Consider the following 20,886-nt stretch of genomic DNA (forward strand, 5'->3'; position numbering starts at 1 on the left):
CGCGCCAGGTGTGGCGGAGCCGAGTGCTCCACCCGGTGCGGAGTGTTCAACTCCGTTGACATGTGCGTACGTTGCATTGACTTGCCTGTGTGGTGTTCATAACATCCACACGTCCGAGACCGTGAAATGGCCGGAACTCGTCGTCCGGGCAACCCGGTGCAACGTGCGGCGCGGACGCGTCCCGCGACCTTCCGCCCGCTCGGCGTGACCGCACGAATCGTCACGCGGCTTCCCGGACCTCCTGGCCCCGGGCGGACGCGGAGGGAGCCCGATGAGTACGCCGGCTGTCGAATCCGCCCTGACACACGGCCAGAGACGGCTCTGGTTCCTCGACCAGATGGAGCCAGGGGACCCCTCCTACAACATCCCGCTCGTGCTGCGGCTCACCGGCCCGCTGATACCGGCGGCCCTGCAGTCCGCGCTCGACGCCGTGGCCGCCCGGCACGAGATGCTGCGGACCCGATTCCCCGACGAGGACGGCCGGCCGCTCGCCGTCGTCGCCGACCCCGCCCCCGTACCCGTCGAACACCTCGACCTCCGGGGTTCCGGGCACCTTCTGACCACCGAGCTCGCCGCACGCACCAACCGCGGCTTCGACCTCGGGCAGGGACCCCTGCTGCGCGTCACGCTGATCCGCACGGCCGAGACCGAACACGTCCTGTGCGTGGTCCTGCACCACATCGTCGCCGACGGCTGGTCGCTGAACATCCTCCGGGACGAACTGGCCGCCCACTACACCGCGCACCGGACGGGCGAGGCGACCGCCTCGCCGCTCCCGCCGTCCTACCTGGCGTACGCGGCGGCCAGGGACCAGGAGGAGGACGGCCCCGAGGAGCGGGAGTCCCTCGCCTACTGGCTGGACCGCCTCGCCGACGCGCCCGCGCTCGATCTCCCCCTGGAACACCCCCGGCCCGCGCGGCCGTCCACCCGCGGCGCCTTCCACACCCAGGTACTGACCGGCGCGGGCCCCGTCGTGGACGCACTGGCACGCGCCCGCCGGTGCACGCCCTTCATGGTGCTGCTCGCCGCCTACCAGGCGGTGCTCCACCGGTGCACCGGACAGGACGACTTCTGCGTCGGGGTCCCCACGGCCGGGCGGGGCGACCCGGGCACGGAACAGATCATCGGCTACTTCTCGCGCACCCTGGTGCTCCGGTCCGACCTCTCCGGAGCACCGACCTTCGCGGGCCTGCTGCGCCGCGTCCGTTCCACCGCCCTCGGCGCCTTCACCCACGAACGGATCCCGTTCGAGAAGCTGACCGAATCGCTGCGCCTGGACCGTGACCCGGAGCGCACCCCGCTCTTCCAGACGATGCTGACCGTCCACACCCAGGACGCCGGCCTGCTGCACGACGCGGCCTTCGCCGACCTGCGGTGCGGCGAGCTGGACCCGGGGATGGAGGTATGCAAGTTCGACCTCACCCTGGACGTGCGCCGCGACGGCGACGACATCGTCGCCGTCTTCGGGTACCGCACCGACCTGCTTGACGCCGCCTGGACCGCACGGCTCGGCCGCTGGTTCGAGACCCTGCTGCGCGCCGCCGCGGCCGACCCCGACACCCCCGTGCACCGGCTGCCGATGCTGGACCCGTCGGAACTCGCCGCGCTGGAGGCGGCGGGACGCGGCCCGGAGACCCCGCAGGGGCCGGCCACCGTGCTCACCGCGGTCCGCGAGGCGGTGGACCGCGACCCCGCCGCGACCGCGCTCCGGGGGAGCGCCGGCTCCCTCGACTACGCCGCCCTCTGGGCCGGTTCGGGCCGGCTCGCACAGCGCCTGACCGCCGAGGGGGTGCGGCCGGGTGACACCGTCGGGATCCTGCTGCCGCGCGGCCCGCAGGCCGTCGTGTCCATGCTCGCCGCCTGGCGGGCCGGCGCCGCCTATCTGCCGCTCGACCCCGGCTACCCCGCGACCCGGCTCGCCTTCATGGTCGCCGACAGCGGCGCCCGGACCGTCCTGACCTCGCGGGACGCCAACCCGGACGGCCTCCCCGGCCTCGACGGCGCGAGAGTCCTGGACCTGGCGGAGACCGGGTCGCCGGACGACGCCGGCGTCCCGGACCCCGTCGGGCTCCCCGGCGTCGCGGGTCCCGACGCCACGGATCCCGCCGTCCCGGACCCCGACGTGTCGGGCTCCGGCCTCCCGGACCCCGTCGGGCCGGGACCCGAGGACGCCGCGTACGTCGTCTACACCTCGGGCTCCACCGGCACACCCAAGGGAGTCGTCGTCCCCCACCGGGCCCTCGCCGAACGCGTCCGCTGGATGCGCGAGGGGTACGGGATCACCCGGACCGACACCGTCCTGCACTGCGCCTCGCTCAGCTTCGACACCTGCGCCGAGGAACTCTTCCCGGCGCTCGCCGCCGGAGCCACCCTGGTGGTCGCCGATGCCGACGGGGACCTCCCCGACCAGCTGGCCCGGGAACACGCACGCGGGATCACCGTCATCGACCTGCCCACCCCCTACTGGCACCAGCTGGTGGGTGACCTGGCGGCCGTGCCCTGGCCGGAGACACTGCGGCTGCTGATCCTGGGCGCCGACCAGGTCCAGGCGGCGGCGGTGGCCACCTGGCGCGAGACGTTCGGCGACCGGGTCAGGGTCGTCAACTCCTACGGCCCCACCGAGACCACGGTCATCGCGACGACCGCCGACCTCGGCGAGGCCGACACCCGGGGCAGGCCCCCCATCGGCACCCCCATCGGCGGTGTCACGGCGACGGTCTGCGACCCGTACGGCGAACCGGTCCCGCCCGGGACCCCAGGCGAGCTGGTCATCGGCGGCCCCGGAGTCGCCCACGGGTACTCCGGCAGGCCGGGAGCCACCGCACGCTCCTTCGTCCCCGACCCCTACGGCCCCCCGGGATCACGCCGCTACCGCACCGGTGACCTCGTCCGCCGCCGCCACGACGGCGCCCTGGAGTTCCTCGGCCGCCTGGACGGCCAGGTCAAGGTGCGCGGCTACCGCATCGAGCCCGGGGAGATCGAGAACGCCCTGCTGAAGCAGCCGGGCGTCGCCGAGGCGGCCGTCGTCGCCCGGGGGGACACCCTGGTCGGCTACGTCGTCCTCTCGCCCACCGCGCCGGACCCCGAGCCGACCCCGGCCGGTCTCCGGTCCGCGCTCGCCGCCCTGCTGCCCGGACACCTCGTACCCAACGCGCTGCTGGTCCTCGAACGGCTGCCGCTGACCGCCAACGGCAAGCTCGACCGGCGGGCACTCCCCGCGCCCGAGCACCGTCCGGTCCTGCGCGAGGCCTACCTCGCCCCGAGGACGGAGGCCGAGGAGCTCGTCGCCGACATCTGGCGGGAAGTACTGGGCATCGACCGGGTAGGAGCACACGACGACTTCTTCGAGCTCGGAGGCCACTCGCTGCTCGCCACCCGGGTCATCGCCCGGATCCGTGCGGCCGCCGAACTCACCGTGCCGCTGCGCACCCTGTTCACCAACCGCACCGTCGAGACCTTCGCCGAGGCCGTGGAGGAGGCCCTGGTGGCGGAGATCGACGCGCTGTCGGAGGAGGAGGCCGCCGGACTGCTGGCCGCGGGCCTCGGAGAGGAGAACCGGTGAACGCCGCGGCCCCCTGCCAGGTGGTGGTCAACGACGAGGAGCAGCACGCGCTGTGGCCGTCGGGATCCCCGGTACCCGCCGGATGGCGGTCCACGGGGTTCAGCGGGACCGAGGACGAGTGCACGGCGCACATCGACGAGGTCTGGCCGGACATCAGGCCGCTGAGCCTGCGCGCGGCACCGGCCGAGCGGGGGCGGCGATGAGTGCCGCGCCTTCCCTCCCCCTTTCCGCCGAGGGGACGGCGACGGCCGGGGCGGCGGTGGCGACCGAGGTGACGGGAGCGACCGGGGTGACGGGAGTGACCGGGGTGACGGCGGAGACCGGGACCACGGAGGCGACGGGGGTGCCCGGGGCGACGGGGGCGACCCGGACGACCGAGGTCCTCTTCACCGGCGGCCGTGCGGGGACCGCCCCCCTCACCTGGGGGCAGCGCGCCATCTGGAACGCCATCGCCAGGACCGCGCCGAACGACGTCTACTTCAACATCGGCCGGGTCCTCCCGCTCGGCGAGCGCGGCAGGATCACCGAACTCCCGGCGCTCACCGCGGCGGTGGCCGCCCTGATGGCACGGCACGAATCCCTGCGCACCCGGGTGTCCGGCGGGCCGGACGGGCCCCGTCAGTCGCTGGCGGACACCGGACGGCTCCGGCTCACCGTCGTCGACGAGCCCCGGCCGGAGCGGACCGCGGACACCGCCGCACGGCTCATGGAGGAGCTGAGGACCACCCGGTTCGACTACGAGGGGGAGTGGCCGCTGCGCGTCGCCGCGGTCAGCCACCAGGGCCGGGTCACCCACGCCGTGCTGGTCCTGTGCCACCTGGCGACGGACGGCCAGGGCGCCGAGCACGTCGTACGCGACCTCCGGCTGCTGGTCAGGCGGGGCTCGGCGGGCGCCGCACCGCGGACCAACCCGCTGGACCTCGCCGTCCAGCAGCACGCCCCGGCCGGGGTGCGCCGCAGCGAACGCGCGCTGGCCCACTGGGAACACTTCTACCGGACCATGCCCCCGACGATGTTCGCCCGACAGGTCGCCGAACCCCGCGCCCCCCGGTTCTGGAGCGGCCGTCTGGTGTCCGGGGCGCTGGCCGCGGCGACCGACGTGCTCGCCGCGGAACACCGGGTCAGCGGCTCGACGATCCTGATGACGGGCATGGCCGCCCTCGCCGCCGCCGAGGGCGGGCACCGGACGGCGGCGATGATGCCCATCGTCGGCAACCGGACCGCCCCCGACCGGCAGGGCATGGTGGCGATGCTCTCGCAGGACGCCCCGTTCCTCCTCGACCTCTCCGGGGCCGAGCTCTTCACCGACCTGCTGCCCCGGGGCTGGGACGCGGCGATGGCCGGCTACCGCGCGGCGTCCTACGACCCGGTCGCCTGGGAGGCCCTGCGCGAGCGGGTGGGCAGGGAACGGGGCACGCCCGTCCACCCGTACTGCTGCTTCAACGACCAGCGGTTCCACGAACGGCCGCCGGGGCCGCCGCCGGGGCCTTCTGAACTCCGGAAGGCGCGTGAGCGCTCCGAGTTCGGCTTCCCCGCCACCGAGGAGCAACTGGGCTGCCGCTACTGCGTCCACGTCACCGAGGAGCGGGGCACCCTCGCCGTCATGCTGACCGCCGACACGGCGTACCTGCCCCCGGACGCGATCCGGGCCCACCTGGAGACCCTGGAGGAAGTGCTTGTCGAGTCCGCGTGCGGCGCCCCGCCGCCGGTCGCCGAGCTGCCGGCCCTGCTGGGACGGGCGGCCGCCTCGCGACGCACCGCGCCCGACGCCGAGCGCTGACCCACCACGGAGGGCGGGAGAGCCCTTAGGCTTGCGCCATGACCGCACTGCCCGACTGGATGCGCCCGCCGCGCGAGGAAGGCTGGTTCGCGGAGGATCTGGACCGCCTCCCCGAGGCGCCCCGCCACACCGAGCTGATCGACGGAGCCCTCGTCTTCATGATGTCGCCGCAGCGGTCCTGGCACGGCCGTCTCGTCACCTCCTTGACCACCACGCTCATGGCACAGGCCCCGGTCGGCTTCGAGGTCGAGCGTGAGATGACCATCCGCCTCGACGCCCGCAACCGCCCCGAACCGGACCTCCTGCTGACGAACCTGCCCTACGACCCCGACCGCACCTGGTACGCCCCGGAGGACGTGGAACTCGTCGTGGAGGCGGTCTCGCCCGAGTCCGCCCATCGCGACCGCACGGTGAAGCTGCGCAAGTACGCGGAGGCAGGCATCCGGCACTACTGGTGCGTCGAGGACGAGGACGGCGCGCCCGTCGTCCACGTCTACGAGCTCGACGACCCCACCGGCGCCTACGCGCCCGCAGGAATCTTCCGGGGCACCCTCAAGCGCGGGGTCCCCTTCGAGATCGACCTCGACCTCGACACGCTGACGCCGCCCCGCAGCGACTGAGGAGCCCGCGGAGGAGAACTCGCCGGGCCCGGCAGAGTCCGGCTCATCCCCGTGATGCGTCCGGCTCGGGTGGTCCGTCGGGGACACGGCCCACCGAAAGCCCGCCCTGACGGATCGGGCCCCGCCCGCCGTGCGCAGCGCCGATGCTCAAGCGGTCCTCCGAACCGCTGAGAATGCTCAAATCCGGTGCTCACGGGCCAAGTTGCGGGCAGGCTGCCCGCATGATCGGAATCGGGAAGCAGGACATGGCCGTGCTCGTGCTGCGGGACACTCCGGAGATCGTCGGGCTGCTCGGCCGCGCGCTCGACACCGCGCCCGCCGCCGAGCGCCCGGGGCTGGAGAGGGCCCTGGCGATCGCTGTCGAGGCCGCTTCGGTGTCCGACGCGGAGATCCGCGGCCGCTGGGTGCGGCAGCGGCTCGCGGCGGTCGGCCACAAGGGCCAGGTCGACTCCGTCGCCGCGATCAAGGCGCTGCGCCAGGCCGAGCCGGGGCTGTCCCTCCGCCAGGCGGCGGCGTACGCCCGGGAGGCGGCCGTGTCGGCACGGGGGTGAGTCCGTGCGGTGCGCCGACGGCTTGATTCCGCCCCTTGCCGGAAATCCCCCCACCAGGGAAGCATGCGCATGTCAAAACCGGAGGAAGTCCGGTCGCAGGCACACCTGGAGGGGACCCCCACATGAACAAGCCTCTCGTCGGCGCACTTCTTACCGTCCTGTTCCTCGGGGTGGGCATCGCACCCGCGGCGGCGACCACGGTCGGCGGTCCGGCCGCCGCGACGGAACCGGCCACGACCACGAGCCCGGCCGCCGCCGACGCCCGCGCGAAGGCGGTCACCTTCGCCGGTACGGTCGCACTCAGCAACTGCTCCGGTTCGGTCGTCCGGACGCCCTCGTCGCTGCCGGGCGACCCCGCACTCGTCCTGTCCAACGGCCACTGCCTGGAGACCGGCTTCCCGGACCCGGGCGAGGTGGTGCTGAACAAGTCGTCGACCCGCACCTTCACGCTGCTGAACGCGGCCGGAAGCGGCGTCGGCACCCTGAGGGCGTCCAAGATCGCGTACGGGACGATGACGGACACCGACGTCTCGCTGTACCAGCTCACCCGGACCTACGCGCAGATCGAGAGCTCCTACGGCATCAAGGCGCTGGAACTCGCCGCCTCTCACCCTGTCGCGGGCACAGCGATCACCGTCGCCTCCGGCTACTGGAAGCGCACCTACAGCTGCTCGATCGACGGGTTCGCGTACCGCCTGAAGGAGGGTTCCTGGACCTGGAAGGACTCGGTCCGATACACCTCCGCCTGCCAGACCATCGGCGGGACCTCCGGATCCCCGGTGATCGACGACGCGACGGGCAAGGTGGTCGCCGTCAACAACACCGGGAACGAGGACGGCCAGCGGTGCACGGACAACAACCCGTGCGAGGTGGGCGAGAACGGCACGGTGACCGTGCGCCAGGGCATCAACTACGCCCAGCAGACCTACGGCATCGTGCCGTGCATCGGCAGCGGCAGCCGGATCGACCTGAACCGCTCGGGCTGCGCGCTGCCGAAGCCGTGACGCCGAAGCCGTGACGCCGAAGCCGTGACGCCGAGGTCCTGACCGGGCGGGCGCGGCCGGCGCCCGCTGGTTCCGGCCGCCCTGGACGGGTGCGGCCGGAACCCGGCTGGTGGTCAGGCGGCGGTGGAGCCCGTCCCCCGCACCGCACGTCCCGCGAGCGTCGAGGTCCGCTTGCCGTCCTCGATGACGAACTGACCGTCGATCAGGACGTGCGGGATGCCCACCGGCAGGGTGCGCGGCTCCTCGAAGGTGGATCCGGCCGCCACGGTCTCGGGGTCGAAGAGGACCAGGTCCGCGCGGTAGCCCTCGCGGACGAGGCCCCGGTCCGGCAGGCGCAGGCGGGCGGCGGGGCGGGAGGTGAGGTGGGCGACGCACTCCTCCAGCGAGAGGATGCCCAGCTCGCGCACGTACCGGCCGAGGTACTGGGGGAAGGTGCCGTAGGCGCGCGGGTGCGGCTTGGAGCCCTGGAGGATGCCGTCACTGCCGCCGGTGTGCACCCGGTGGCGCATGATCTGGCGGACGTTCTCCTCGTGGCCGACGTGCTGGAGGATCGTCGTGCCGAGCCGGTCCTCGATCAGCACCCGACGGGCCGTCACCCACGGTTCCTCGCCCCGCAGGGCGGCCGACTCGGCGACCGTACGGCCGACGTACTCGGACAGATCCGGGTTGGTGACGCCCGAGATCTCGATCCTGTCCCACTCGATCGGCACACCGTGGCAGCCGTCGGAGCCGGCCACCTCCACCACGTGGCGCATCCGCGCGGACACCTCCTCGTCCGCGAGCCTGGCCATGACCGACTCGGGGCCGCCCTCGTTGGCCCAGCTCGGCAGCATCGCGACGAGCGTCGTGCAGCCCGGGGTGTAGGGGTAGGTGTCCAGCGAGATGTCCGCGCCCGCGTCGAGCGCCCTGTCCAGGAGGGAGAGGAGCTCGGGGGCCTTGCCCTTGTTCACGCCGAAGTTCATGGTGGCGTGCGCGAGATGGAGCGGGCAGCCGGCCTCCCGGGTGAGCAGCACCATCTCCTCGTACGCCTGGAGCGCGCCCGCCCCGTACGAGCGGTGGTGCGGGCAGTAGTAGCCGCCGTGCGCGGCCACCACCTTGCACAGCTCGGTGAGTTCGGCGTCCGGCGCGTACATCCCCGGGGTGTACGTGAGGCCGGAGGACATGCCGACGGCGCCCTCGGCCATGCCCTGGGCGACGAGTTCCTTCATGCGGTCCAGTTCGGCGCCGGTCGCCGGCCGGTCGTCCCAGCCGACGGCGAGCATCCGGACGGTGCCCTGCGGGATCAGATAGGCCGCGTTGACGGCGATGCCCTGGCCGCCGAAGTTCCGGTCGAGGCGGTCCAGGTAGCCGCCGACGGTGCGCCAGTCGAAGTCGATGTCGCTGCCGTCGCCGTTCCAGCCCGCGATGGAGCTGCGGACCTGGGCCAGCGTGCGGTCGTCGGCGGGGGCGTAGGAGAGGCCGTCCTGGCCGAGCACCTCGAGGGTGACGCCCTGCGCGGCCTTCGCGCTGTGGTCCGGGTCGCGCAGCAACGCGAGATCGCTGTGCGCGTGCATGTCTATGAACCCCGGCGACAGCGCGAGGCCGTCGGCGTCCACGGTGCGCGCGGCGGCGGGCCGGGGGCCGTCGCCCTCCCCGCGGATCTCGGTGATCCGGCCGTCGGTGATGCCTACGTCGGCACGGTAGGAGGGGGTACCGGTGCCGTCGACGACGGTGGCGTCGCGGATGACCAGGTCCATGTGAGGTCGCCTTTCGGGGAGGGGGAGACCGGCTCCGCCGGGATCAGAAGAAGGTGCGGATGTAATCGGTGACGGTGCCGTCCGCCTCGACGAGCGGGATCAGCTGCCACTTGTCGAAGGACGTGCAGGGGTGGGAGAGCCCCATGCCGATCCAGTCGCCCACCTCCAGGTCGGCGTCCGCGTCCGTACGGACCCAGCCGTGCTGGTCGGAGAGGCCGGTGACGGTGACACCGGTGGCGGGCCGGACGGAGCCGTCGCGCCCGGAGCGCACGACCTGCGCCTCGGGGAGGTCGAGGTCGTAGGCGGCGTCGCGCTTGCCCGCGTTGACGAAGGCCTGCTCCGGGGTGGGGCGGGAGACGACCTGCGCCCAGAGGCGGAAGGCGGGCTGCAGGGCGCCCTCCTCCGGGACCCGGTTGAAGGGGGTGAGGTGGCGGTAGTGGCCGTCGTCGTGACTGACGTAGGCACCCGAGCGCAGCAGCTGCAGCACGGGGCGGCTGAGCTCCGGGATCTCCGCGAAGACGTCGGCGACCGCGTCGAACCAGGCGCTGCCGCCCGCGCTGACCAGGATCTCCTCGCCCTCGGCCAGGCCCTTGAAGCGGCCGGCCGCGTCGAAGGCGGCGGCCAGCGCGACCAGTCGGCGCAGCCACTCGCGTACCCGCTCGGGGGACGCGTCGGGCACCTCGCCCTCGTAACCCGCCACGCCCACCAGGCGCAGGGTGGAGGCGGCGGCCACGGCGTCGGCGACCGCCGCGCAGTCGGCCTCCGTACGGGCGCCGGTGCGCGCGCCCCGGCCCGCGCCCAGCTCCACCACGACGTCGACGGGACGCACGGCGCCCGCCGCGCGCAGCGCCTCGTCCATCAGCTCGACGCCGCGCACGGAGTCGACGTAGCAGGCGAAGGTGAAGCCGGGGTCGGAGTCCAGCTCCCCGGCCAGCCAGCGCAGCGCCGCCGCGTCGACGAGCTCGTTGGCGAGGAAGATCCGGGCGATGCCGTGGGCGCGGTAGACACGCGCCTGGTGGGGGACGGCCGCGGTGATGCCCCAGGCGCCGTGCTCCAGCTGGCGGGCGAAGAGCTGAGGGGACATCGACGTCTTGCCGTGGGGGGCGAAGGCGAGGCCGTGGCGCTCGGCGTACGTCTCCATGAGTGTGAGGTTGGCCTCGACCGACTCGGCGGACAGCGCCAGCACGGGGGTGGTGAAGCCGCCGGTGAAGAGGTCGCGCCGCTCGGCGGCCAGCGCGCCGACGGTCAGCCCCTCCGCGTCGGGCGGCAGCGCCTTGAAGCGGTGGTCGACCCGCTCGGCGGCGAGCGCCTGCAGGGACTGGGCGGGGGACTGCTGGGCGGCCAAGGGATCCTCCTCGGGACGGTGATCGTTGCATATTCTGCAACGGCCATTGCGCATATCGCTTAACGCTGTCTAACATCCTGGCCGATGCCGGGTCAATGGTGACCACCGGCGCCCCACGGCCGACCATGAGGAGCCCAGAGTGTCCGGATCCGCAACCGGGACGACCACCGCGGACGTCGTCTGCCTCGGTGAGTCCATGGTGACGTTCCTGCCCTCGCAGCCGGGCCGCCTCGCCGACGTCCCCTCCTTCGGCCGGGGCATCGGAGGAGCCGAGTCCAACGTCGCCTGCGCGCTCGCCGCCGCCGGCCACCGGGCCAGGTGGATCGGCCGGGTCGGCGCCGACGGCTTCGGCGACCACCTCGTCGACACCATCGCCGGATACGGCGTCGACACCTCCGCCGTACGCCGCGACCCCGACCGCCCCACCGGCGTCTACTTCCGCACGGCCACCGACCGGGCCACCGACACCCACGAGGTGGCGTACTACCGTGCCGGGTCCGCGGCCTCCGCGATGTCCCCGCACAACGTCCCCCGCGAGGACCTCCTCGACACCCGCGTCCTGCACCTCTCCGGCATCACCGCAGCGCTCTCCGCCGACTGCCTGGCACTCCTGACGGACCTCACCGGCCCCCGGGAGGGACGTCCCCTCGTCTCCTTCGACGTCAACCACCGCCCCGGCCTCTGGCGCGGCAGCGAGGAGGGCCCCGAGGTCCTGCTCGCCCTCGCCCGCCGCAGCGACCTGGTCTTCGTCGGGGACGACGAGGCCGAGGAGGCCTGGGGGCTGCACGGCGCCGAGGCGATCCGCGCCGCCCTCCCGGAACCGGACGTGCTGGTCGTCAAGCGGGGCGCCGACGGCGTCACCGTCTTCTCCCGCACGGCCGGCGAGGACACCGTCACCACCGTCCCCTCCCTCCGCGTCGACGTCGTCGCCGCGGTCGGCGCCGGTGACGCCTTCGCCGCCGGATTCCTCTCCGCCACCCTGCGCGACCTGCCCGTACGCGACCGCGCCCGGCACGGCCACCTCATGGCCGCCGCCGTCCTCACCGTCCCCGGCGACCTCACCGGCCCACCGCCCCGCGCCTACGCCGACCGGCTCGCCGCCCTCGACGACACCGCCTGGGGCACACTTCGTCTCGGCCCCGGCTGGACCGCCGCCGGGGCGGACGAGGGGGTACGAACCACATGAGCCAGACCGTCGACCGCGCGCTGAGCATCCTCCCGCTGCTCGCCCAGGGACCCGCAGACCTCGGCCTGGTCGCCGAACGCCTCGGCGTCCACAAGTCCACGGCGCTGCGCCTGCTCCGCACGCTCCACGAGCACGGCCTCGTCTACCGGCAGGAGGACCAGCGCTACCGCCTCGGAGCCCGGCTCTTCGCCCTCGCCCAGGAAGCCGTGGAGAACCTCGACGTACGCGAGATCGCCCACAGCCACCTCGTCGCCCTCAACGAGCAGTGCGGCCACACCGTCCACCTCGCGGTGTACGAGGAGAACGAGGTCCTCTACATCGACAAGGTCGAGAGCCGCTACCCCGTGCGGATGTACTCGCGGATCGGCAAGCCCGTCGCGATCACCGTCGCGGCCGTCGCCAAGCTGCTCCTCGCCGACCTCGCCGAGCCCGAACGGCGCGCCATCGCCGAACGGCTCGACTACCCCATGTACACGTCCCGTTCGGTCCCGAACGCCGGTGCCTTCCTCAAGGAGCTCACCGTCGTACGCGAACAGGGATGGGCCACCGACCTCGGCGGCCACGAGGAGTCCATCAACTGCGTCGGCGCCCCCATCCGGGGCGCGGACGGGCGCGTCGTCGCCGCGATGTCGGTGTCCGCACCGAACGTGGTCGTCACGGCCGAGGAACTCCTCACCCTGCTCCCGCTGGTGCGCCGCACCGCGGACACCATCAGCCGGGAGTACTCCGGCACCACCCCCACCAAGAAAGCCTGATCCGCGATGACCGAGAAGACCGCCCTCACCCCCAGCACCCACACCGCCCCGCCCGCGAAGTTCTCGCACGGCGTGAAGAAGGGGAACATCCTCCAGGTCGCCGGTCAGGTCGGCTTCCTCCCCGCCGTCGAGGGCCAGGCGCCCACCCCGGCCGGCCCGACGCTGCGCGAGCAGACCCTCCAGACCTTCGCCAACGTCAAGGCGATCCTGGAGGAGGGCGGCGCGAGCTGGGACGACGTCATGATGATGCGCGTCTACCTCACCGACGTGGACCACTTCGCCGAGATGAACGCCATCTACAACGAGTACTTCGAGGGAGAGGGCCTGAAGGCCCCGGCCTCCGCGCGTACGACGGTGTACGTCGGACTCCCCAAGGGTCTCCTCATCGAGATCGACGCCCTCGCGGTGCTCGGCTGACCGACCCGGACACCCCCGGAGCCCGCTGACCCACGTCCGGCTCCGGGGCCGCCCAGCCCCCTGAGGCGCTCACCTCACCAGAAGCCCGGCACGGCGCCCCTTCCCCCGTTTCGCACCGGGGCGCCGTGCCGCTCTCCCCCCATGCCCGAAGGACCCTGTCACCACCGGAGTTGACACGCATGCTGCTCGCCGCTACCCCCACGCCCGAGGCGCCACCCCACACCGGTGGCCTGCTCCTCCTCATAGGCGGGACGCCCGGTCTGCTGACCGTGGCGGCACTCGGGATCGCCCTCCTGCTCTTCCTGATCATCAAGGTCAGGCTGCAGCCGTTCGTCGCGCTGCTCGCCGTCTCCATAGCCGTCGGCCTGGGCGCCGGACTCTCCGTCACCGAACTCTTCGGCACGGTCCAGAAGTCCGCCGCCGTATCCGTCATCGAGACGGGAATGGGCGGCATCCTCGGGCATGTCGCGATCATCATCGGCCTCGGCACCATGCTCGGCGCGATCCTGGAGGTCTCCGGCGGAGCAGAGGTGCTGAGCACCCGCCTGCTCAACCTCTTCGGCGAGAAGCGGGCCCCGCTCGCCATGGGCCTCACCGGCCTCATCTTCGGTATCCCGGTCTTCTTCGACGTCGGCATCTTCGTCCTCGCGCCGATCGTCTACGCCGCCGCCAAGCGCTCCGGCAAGTCCGTCGTCCTGTACGCGATGCCGCTGCTCGCCGGCCTCTCGATGACCCACGCGTTCCTGCCCCCGCACCCCGGACCCGTCGCCGCCGCCGGACTCTTCCACGTGTCCCTCGGCTGGATCATCCTGATGGGCGCCGTCGTGGGCATCCCGTCCGTCCTCGCCGCCTGGGTCTGGGCCGCGTGGATCGGCAAGCGGGTCTTCGTCGAGGTGCCCCAGGACATGGTCGAGGCCGCGGAGGAGTCCAAGGCCGCCGTCCTCGCCGAACAGCGCGCGGCGGGCGTCACCCCGCACGAGCAGCCCGTCGCCCTCGGCACCGTGCTCGCGATCATCGGCACGCCGCTGGTCCTCATCCTCGCCGCGACGTTCTCCTCCATCGCGCTCGACCCGTCCACCCTGCGCTCGGTCGTCGAGTTCTTCGGGAACCCGTTCGTCGCCCTGACGATCGCCCTGTTCCTCGCCTACTACCTGCTCGGCATCCGGCGCGGCTGGTCCCGCAAGTCCCTCGAAGCGGTCTCCACCGCCTCGCTCAAGCCCGTCGGCAACATCCTGCTGGTCGTCGGCGCCGGCGGCATCTTCGGAGCCGTCCTCAAGGGCAGCGGCATCGCGGACGCCCTCGCCGACACCTTCCACGACGTCGGACTGCCGGTCATCCTGCTCGCCTGGCTGATCTCCGTCGTCCTCCGCGTCGCCCAGGGCTCCGCCACGGTCGCGATCGTCACCACCGCCGGCATCGTCGTCCCGCTCGTCGAGGGCCAGGACATGTCGCAGGCCCACCTCGCGCTGATCATCATGGCGATCTCGGCGGGCTCCATCTTCGCCTCGCACGTCAACGACGGCGGCTTCTGGATGGTCTCCAAGTACTTCGGCATCTCCGAGCGCGACACCCTGAAGACCTGGACGGTCCTGGAGACGGTCCTCTCGGTCGCCGGGTTCGTCGTCGCGGCGGCGCTCAGCCTCGTCATCTAGGGTCGTTCGCCCGGTAGACCGGTTCGTACGGGCCGGCGGAAGCCCCTCGGGGCGTCCGCCGGCCCGCGCGTGTGCGCACGTCCCCTCCGAGCGGCGCCTCCCGCACGGCGACCGCGGGCCGCCGGGCGGCGCGCGGACGCGGCCGCTACACCCACTTCACGCAGAGCACCGTCCGGTCGTCGTTCACCTCGAACAGCCAGTAGTCCTCGCGGTCGTTGCCGTTCGCCGCGCAGTAGCCGGGAGGATAGGTCGACTCCGCCTTCCAGCGCCCGGCGATCTGCAGGATCACGTCGTACCCCTTCGGCACGGTGTCCTTGCCGCAGTCCCACACCGTCATCAGCCGGGCGCTCACCATCCGGTCACCCTGGTGCTTGGACACGAAGCACTGCCCCACCCGGAACTGCCGCTCCACGCAGAGCGTGGTGCTGAACTCCGGCTCGGACCCGGAGTGGGTCCAGTACGACTCACCGGAACCGTCCGGGCAGTCCGAGCCGCTGATGCCGCTGTCCGTCGAGGTGACCCGCATGTAGGCGTTGGCGGCATCGCAGTCGACGGTCTGCGGGGTCTCGGTCGACCAGTCGCCGTAGCCGTCGTCGTAGGCGGTGACGCAGTCACCGGACGACACCTCGCTGAACGCCTCGTCCTCGGCGTCGGGGGTCGGATCGGGCGTCGGGTCCGGGCCGGTGTCCGTACCGGCACCGGTCCCGGTGTCCGTCCCGGTGCCGGTGTCCGTCCCGATGGTCGTGCCCGTGTCCGTGTCCGTGCCGGTGCCCGTGGTGCTGCCGTAGGACGAACCGCTGCTCCGGTCGCCGCCGGAGTCCGTGCCGCCGTCGTCCGGCTTGTCGACCAGCCAGACGATCAGCGCGACCACGGCCAGCACCACCAGCCAGATCCACGCGGAGCCCTTCTTCTTCCCGGTCGCAGGGGTCTGCGGGCGTGCGGTGCGCGGGGCGGCCGTCCGGGACGCGGAAGGAGTGGTGCGGGGCGCCGAGACGGACGCCGACCGGGCGGACGCCGACCGGGCGGCCCGCTCCCGGGCCCTGGCCTCGGCCGCCCTCAGCCGCGCGGCCTCCTCCTTCGCGGCCCGCTCCCGCTCCTTCGCCTCCGCCTCCTGCTGCGCCCTCTTCCGCTCCTTCTTCTCCTGCTTGCGCTGCTGCCGCTGCCGTTCCTCCTCCTGCCGGCGGGCCCGTTCGCGCCTGGCCTCCTCCTGCCGCTCCCGGTCCTTGCGGGCCTGCTCCTGCAGGGCCGCTTCCCGCCGTCGCTTCTCCTGCTCGGCCTGCTCGGCCTGCCGGGCCCGTTCGTGCTCCGCTCGCTCGGCCTCCTCGCGCTCCTGCGTGTACACCCGCGTCGAAGGGGCGGGCGGGAGGACGTCCGTCACCTCCTCGGAGCGCGCGCCCTCGGAGCCGACTGCGCCGGCGCCCGCACCCTCACCGCGCGCCAGGTCGCGCCCATGACGCTCGTACGTGCTGATCAGGTCCGTCCAGCGCGGTGGGAGCCAGCGCCGGCCTCCCTGCGACACCGGGAGCCCCGCGAGCGACTGCCGGAAGCGCGCCAGCATCTCGGCCGGTACGGGCCGGTGCCGCGGATCGGCCGCCAGGCAGGGGCGGATCAGGTCGGTGAGTTCCTTGGGCAGGCCGCTGAGGTCGAGTTCGCCGCGCTGCACCTGGGCCAGCAGGGCGAACGTGTCGCTGCCCGCCCGGTACGGAGGCCGTCCCAGCGCCAGGTGGAAGAGGGTCGCCCCGAGCGAGTACACGTCCGACGCCTCGGTCGACATCTCGCCCCGCGCCTGCTCCGGCGAGGTGAAGGCGATCGTGCCCAGCGTCAGACTCGTACGCGTGAGGTCGTTGGCGTGCGAGATGCCGAAGTCGATGACCCGCGGGCCGGGCAGCGGCAGCAGGATGTTCTGCGGCTTCACGTCCCGGTGGATGATGCCCTCGCCGTGCAGGACGACCAGCGCCTCCGCCGTCCCCGCGGCGATCCAGCGCACCGCCGAGGCGGGCAGCACACCGGCGGTACGCACCAGTTCGGACAGGGACGGGGCGGCGATGTAGTCGATCGCCATCCACGGCAGCTCCGCCCGCGGGTCCGCCTCCCGTACCCGAGCGGTGAACGCGCTGTCGATGCGCTGGGCGAGCGCCACCTCGCGTTCGAACCGCCGCCGGTCGACATCGCTGACACCACCGTCGGCGAGCAGCGTCTTCACAGCCACCAGCCGTCCCTCGGCACTTCTGGCGAGGTAGATCCTCCCCATGCCGCCGGAGGCTAGTCTCCCGAGCAGTTCGTATCTGCCGAGCGCGACCGGATCCCCACTCCCGAGTGGATCAACTTGCGCTCCTGCCATGCCACTTCCCCCGTCCAGCGCACCAACGGTCCAGCGCGCCAAGCGTCCCACGGCGCGTGGGGGAGCGCACGGTATCGCCTGTCACAGGACGTCCACAGCTGTCGGCGCCCCGGGTGGGCATGACGGCGGTACGACGCGCCCTCTTGTGTGATGCGGAACGATGCGCTTCGTTGATCGGCATGGCGGAGACAAGCAGAACCACAGGGGCGGGCGAGCTGGGGAACCAGCCCCGCAAATCCAGTTGGCGCTACATCGGCCCCGGTATCGTCGTGGCGGCCACCGGGGTCGGAGCGGGTGACCTGGTCGCGACGCTCATCGCGGGCAGCAAGTTCGGCTACACCCTGATGTGGGCGGCGGTGATCGGCTGCCTCGTCAAGATCTCCCTCGCGGAGGCGGTGGGACGCTGGCACCTGGCGACCGGCCGGACGCTCTTCGACGGCTGGCGCACCCTGGGCGGGTGGACCACGGTCTACTTCGCGGTCTACGTCGTCGTCTGGGGCTTCGTCTACGGCGCCACGGCCATGTCGTCGAGCGCCCTGCCCATCGTGGCGCTCTTCCCGGACGGACCGGGCCTGAAGGCCTGGGCGATCATCACGGGGCTGGCCGGTCTGGTCTTCGTCTGGTTCAACCGGTACGCCGTCTTCGAGAAGGCCATGACGGTCCTCGTCGGCGTGATGTTCGTCGTCGTGGTGTACGTGGCGATACGCGTCGCCCCGGACATGGGCGCCGCGTTCGCCGGACTGCTCCCCGTCCTCCCCGACGGCTCCCTCGTCTACACGCTCGGCCTGATCGGCGGGGTCGGCGGCACCATCACCATGGCCGCCTACGGGTACTGGGTGAACGCCAAGGGCTGGTCCGGGCCGTCGTGGATGAAGGTGATGCGGATCGACAACCGGATCGCCTACATCACCACGGGCATCTTCGTCGTGGCGATGCTGATCGTCGGAGCCGAGCTCCTGCACTCTTCGCAGATCGCCCTCACCAAGGGCGACAAGGGCCTGATCGACCTCGGGGACATCCTGGAGGACCGCTTCGGCGCGGCCACCGCGAAGCTGTTCCTGGTCGGCTTCTTCGCCGCGTCCTTCTCCTCGCTGATCGGCGTCTGGCACGGGGTGAGCCTGATGTTCGCCGACTTCGTGGAGCGGTTCCGCGCGGCCCGCGTCGCGCCCGGGAAGCAGCCCGGCGGCCCGGCTGCGGAGGGTGCCGGGGCGGAGGGTGCCGGGGCGGAGGGTGCCCGGGCGGAGGGTGCCGGGAGTGCGAGCACCGAGGCGGTCGTACGCCAGGAGCGGTCCCTGCCCTTCCGGGCGTACCTGCTCTGGCTGACGTTCCCGCCGATGACGCTGCTCTGGCTGGACGAGCCCTTCGGGCTGGTCATCGGCTACGGCGTGCTGGGCGCGTTCTTCATGCCCTTCCTGGCCCTCACCCTGCTCTGGCTGCTCAACTCCAGCCGTACGCCCAGGGAATGGCGCAACGGATGGCTCAGCAACGGCATGCTGGGCGCGGCGGGGCTGCTGTTCGTCGTGCTGTGCGTCCAGCAGGTGCGCGACCTGCCCTGGTGACGACCGGGCCGACCGGCTGACGGCGGGAGAACGGCCGCGGGAAAACGGCAGCGCCGCCGGGGGAGCGGCGGCGCTGCGGTTTCGGCGGATCTCCGGGGACCGGCTGTCGGCTACGGAAGACCGTGGACGTGCGGGCCGACCGCGTTGGACCAGGCGTTGCCGGCGGTCGCGTCCCAGTTCGTGGACCAGGTCATCGCGCCACGCAGGTCCGGGTAGGTCCGCGACGGCTTGAAGGAGCCGCAGCTCGTGCCCTTGGCGAGGCAGTCCAGGGCCGCGTTCACGACGGACGGGGCGACGTAGCCGCTGCCCGCGCCGCGGGTGGAGGCCGGGACGCCGAGTCCGACCTGGGACGGGGCGAGGCCGCCCTCGAGCTGGATGCAGGCGAGCGCGGTGAGGAAGTCCACCGAACCCTGCGAGTAGACCTTGCCGTCGCAGCCGAGCATCGAACCACTGTTGTAGTACTGCATGTTGACGACGGTCAGGATGTCCTTGATGTTGAGCGCCGTCTTGAAGTACTCACCGGAGGTCGACTGCATGTCGATGGTCTGCGGCGCCATGGTGATGACGAGGCCGGAGCCCGCCTTCGACGAGAGCGAACGCAGCGCCTTCGTCATGTAGGTGGAGTTGAGGCCGTTCTCGAGGTCGATGTCGACGCCGTTGAAGCCGTATTCCTGGATCAGGGCGTACACCGAGTCGGCGAACGCGGTCGCGGAGGCGTCGCTGTTGACCGCGACGGACCCCTTCTCGCCGCCCACGGAGATGATGACGTTCTTGCCGGCCGCCTGCTTGGCCTTGATGTCGGCCTTGAACTGGGCCACGGTGTAGCCGTTCAGCCCGGCCGAGTCCAGGTTGAAGGTGACGGCGCCGGGCGTGGAGGTGGCGTCCGCGAAGGAGACGGCGATGATGTCGTAGTTCGCGGGGACGTCGCTCAGCTTCTGGACGGTGGCGCCGTTGTTGAAGTTCTGCCAGTAGCCCGTCACCGCGTGCTTGGGCACCGAGGTCGTCGGGCCGCCGGGCTCGTTCGCCTTGGCCGTACGGCCGGTGACGGTGGCCGACTTCACGGACTCACCGGCGGAGTTGGTGGCGCTCACGGAGAACTGGTAGGCGGTGTCCGCGGCCAGCCCGGTCACGGTGGCGGAGGTGCCGGTGGAGGTGGTGGCCTTCGTGCCGCCCCGGTAGACGGTGTAGCCGGTGGCGCCGGAGACCGCGTTCCAGCTGAGGCCGACGGACGAGGAGGTCGTGGTGCCGACGGTCAGTCCGGCCGGCGCCCCGGGGATCGTGGGCTCCGGGTCGGTGCCGCCGCCCCCGTCGGGGCCGCTCACCTGGACGTCGTCGGCGTAGTACGCCGCCTGGCCGTACCAGCCGTGCGTGTAGACGGTCACCGAGGTGGTGGACGGGCCCGTCTTGAAGGAGGTCTTCAGCTGGGTCCAGCTGCCGGCGCCGGGGGTCCAGGTGGAGACGTCCGTCGTACCGGTGCCGCTCGCCCCGATGTACGTGTAACCGCCCTGCACCCAGGCGCTGAGCTGGTAGGTGGAGTTCGGCTTCACTGCCACGGTCTGGGTGCACTTGGCGTTGTCCTGCCCGGCCGGAGTGGCCTTGAGCGCGGAGGTGCCGCCGTGCACGGGGGAGGAGACGGTGGCACCGCTGCCGCCGGAACAGGTCCAGTTGGAGAGCCCGGACTCGAATCCGGCGTTCTTGGCGACGTTGACGTCGGCGGCCTGGGCGGTCGTCACCATCCCGGTGACGCCGAGCGCCCCGGCCGCGACGACTGCCACGGTCCCGCCGAGGAGAGGCCGGATCCGGCGTCGTCTGTGCCTGCTGCTGCCTGCGGAACGTTCCACTTGCTGCCTCCGGGGGGAGTTGGGGCTGGGGAAGCCCTGGCGGGAGACGGTGGCCACCGTTGGCGGATAAAACTGGTCCAGACCAATCGAGTTGTCAAGACCTCTGGTGGTGCGGATCGCGCAGACCTGCCGGGCCGGTGCGCGGACGGCCCCTCCGTCATCCCCGCCACGCCCCCGGGTGACCGGTCCGGTCGGCGGTGATCCACTCGCGCGGGTGATAAGGCGAACAGTGCGCCCACCGTGACGCAGTGGCACCCCCGGAGTCCTCCGCGAAAGGCGCCATCTCCGTTCTGACGTGGGTGGATCTATTCATTGGGCTTTCAAACCCGGAAGAACGCAGTAACTCTGCGCAGTGGTACAGAAGTTAACGACTCGGCTTTTGGTCCGATATCGCACGGAGCCGATCCGCGGCGGTGTGCCCAGATGTCTTCGTACTGGGTTCCGATATCTGTTCTCCGCCCTGTATGACGTGGCTAAAGTGCAGGGGAAGAAGCACGGAGCAGGAGCGATTGCGGCTGAAGTCATCCATGGCGACGG

15 protein-coding genes are annotated in these 20,886 nt (G+C 72.2%); 11 read left to right on the forward strand and 4 right to left on the reverse strand.

Going from position 1 to position 20,886, the window contains the following annotated elements; genetic code table 11:
* Positions 1 to 271: 271 nt before the first annotated feature.
* The 6 genes from ACFXOA_RS06425 to ACFXOA_RS06450 all read left to right on the forward strand — a co-directional run bounded on the left by ACFXOA_RS06425 (position 272) and on the right by ACFXOA_RS06450 (position 7,517).
* Entirely contained in the window at positions 272 to 3,562 is a 3,291-nt protein-coding gene (locus ACFXOA_RS06425) for an amino acid adenylation domain-containing protein (protein ID WP_385023229.1), read from the forward strand.
* Complete coding sequence (locus ACFXOA_RS06430; protein ID WP_385023231.1) at positions 3,559 to 3,765, forward strand: MbtH family protein; 207 nt, start codon at positions 3,559 to 3,561, stop codon at positions 3,763 to 3,765. Before ACFXOA_RS06425 ends, ACFXOA_RS06430 begins: the two co-directional genes overlap by 4 nt.
* On the forward strand, positions 3,762 to 5,342 hold the full coding sequence (locus ACFXOA_RS06435) for a condensation domain-containing protein (RefSeq protein ID WP_385023233.1): 1,581 nt from the start codon (positions 3,762 to 3,764) through the stop codon (positions 5,340 to 5,342). Before ACFXOA_RS06430 ends, ACFXOA_RS06435 begins: the two co-directional genes overlap by 4 nt.
* 38 nt (positions 5,343 to 5,380) lie before the next feature.
* Positions 5,381 to 5,962 (forward strand): Uma2 family endonuclease, encoded by a 582-nt coding sequence (locus ACFXOA_RS06440; protein ID WP_385023235.1) that lies wholly within the window; start codon positions 5,381 to 5,383, stop codon positions 5,960 to 5,962.
* Positions 5,963 to 6,183: 221 nt separating this feature from the next.
* Positions 6,184 to 6,513 carry a hypothetical protein gene (locus ACFXOA_RS06445; protein WP_385023237.1) on the forward strand — a complete coding sequence of 110 codons (330 nt, stop codon included), beginning with the start codon at positions 6,184 to 6,186 and terminating at the stop codon, positions 6,511 to 6,513.
* A 122-nt stretch (positions 6,514 to 6,635) separates the two neighbouring features.
* Entirely contained in the window at positions 6,636 to 7,517 is an 882-nt protein-coding gene (locus ACFXOA_RS06450; RefSeq protein WP_385023239.1) for a serine protease, read from the forward strand.
* A gap of 113 nt (positions 7,518 to 7,630) precedes the next feature.
* Here the strand turns inward: ACFXOA_RS06450 and ACFXOA_RS06455 are convergent, their stop codons facing one another.
* Together ACFXOA_RS06455 and ACFXOA_RS06460 are read right to left on the reverse strand one after the other, a co-directional pair.
* Entirely contained in the window at positions 7,631 to 9,253 is a 1,623-nt protein-coding gene (locus ACFXOA_RS06455; RefSeq protein ID WP_385023241.1) for an amidohydrolase family protein, read from the reverse strand.
* A gap of 43 nt (positions 9,254 to 9,296) precedes the next feature.
* Positions 9,297 to 10,652, reverse strand: coding sequence for an alanine racemase (locus ACFXOA_RS06460; protein WP_385023243.1), 1,356 nt, complete (start codon positions 10,650 to 10,652; stop codon positions 9,297 to 9,299).
* A gap of 85 nt (positions 10,653 to 10,737) precedes the next feature.
* On the opposite strand from ACFXOA_RS06460, the gene ACFXOA_RS06465 reads away from it, so the two are divergent.
* From ACFXOA_RS06465 to ACFXOA_RS06480, 4 genes are all read left to right on the forward strand, one after another.
* Positions 10,738 to 11,784 carry a sugar kinase gene (locus tag ACFXOA_RS06465; protein WP_385023245.1) on the forward strand — a complete coding sequence of 349 codons (1,047 nt, stop codon included), beginning with the start codon at positions 10,738 to 10,740 and terminating at the stop codon, positions 11,782 to 11,784.
* Positions 11,781 to 12,539 carry an IclR family transcriptional regulator gene (locus ACFXOA_RS06470; RefSeq protein ID WP_362538958.1) on the forward strand — a complete coding sequence of 253 codons (759 nt, stop codon included), beginning with the start codon at positions 11,781 to 11,783 and terminating at the stop codon, positions 12,537 to 12,539. The genes ACFXOA_RS06465 and ACFXOA_RS06470 overlap by 4 nt, the downstream gene beginning before the upstream one ends.
* A gap of 6 nt (positions 12,540 to 12,545) precedes the next feature.
* Positions 12,546 to 12,956: a RidA family protein gene (locus ACFXOA_RS06475; RefSeq protein WP_362538960.1), complete on the forward strand. Its 411-nt coding sequence runs from the start codon at positions 12,546 to 12,548 to the stop codon at positions 12,954 to 12,956.
* A gap of 179 nt (positions 12,957 to 13,135) precedes the next feature.
* A complete protein-coding gene (locus tag ACFXOA_RS06480; RefSeq protein WP_385023248.1) occupies positions 13,136 to 14,608 on the forward strand; it encodes a GntP family permease in 1,473 nt (490 codons plus the stop codon).
* Between the two features lie 145 nt (positions 14,609 to 14,753).
* On the opposite strand, the gene ACFXOA_RS06485 is transcribed toward ACFXOA_RS06480, so the two are convergent.
* Complete coding sequence (locus ACFXOA_RS06485) at positions 14,754 to 16,859, reverse strand: serine/threonine-protein kinase (protein ID WP_385023250.1); 2,106 nt, start codon at positions 16,857 to 16,859, stop codon at positions 14,754 to 14,756.
* Between the two features lie 269 nt (positions 16,860 to 17,128).
* Between ACFXOA_RS06485 and ACFXOA_RS06490 the strand changes: the two genes are divergently transcribed.
* Positions 17,129 to 18,508, forward strand: coding sequence for an Nramp family divalent metal transporter (locus tag ACFXOA_RS06490; RefSeq protein WP_385023252.1), 1,380 nt, complete (start codon positions 17,129 to 17,131; stop codon positions 18,506 to 18,508).
* A 110-nt stretch (positions 18,509 to 18,618) separates the two neighbouring features.
* On the opposite strand, the gene ACFXOA_RS06495 is transcribed toward ACFXOA_RS06490, so the two are convergent.
* Positions 18,619 to 20,349 (reverse strand): chitinase, encoded by a 1,731-nt coding sequence (locus tag ACFXOA_RS06495; RefSeq protein ID WP_385023254.1) that lies wholly within the window; start codon positions 20,347 to 20,349, stop codon positions 18,619 to 18,621.
* Between the last annotated feature and the right edge of the window lie 537 nt (positions 20,350 to 20,886).

Origin of the sequence: Streptomyces sp. NPDC059166 (assembly GCF_042755185.1) — a bacterium.
In the GTDB taxonomy this organism is placed as follows: domain Bacteria; phylum Actinomycetota; class Actinomycetes; order Streptomycetales; family Streptomycetaceae; genus Streptomyces.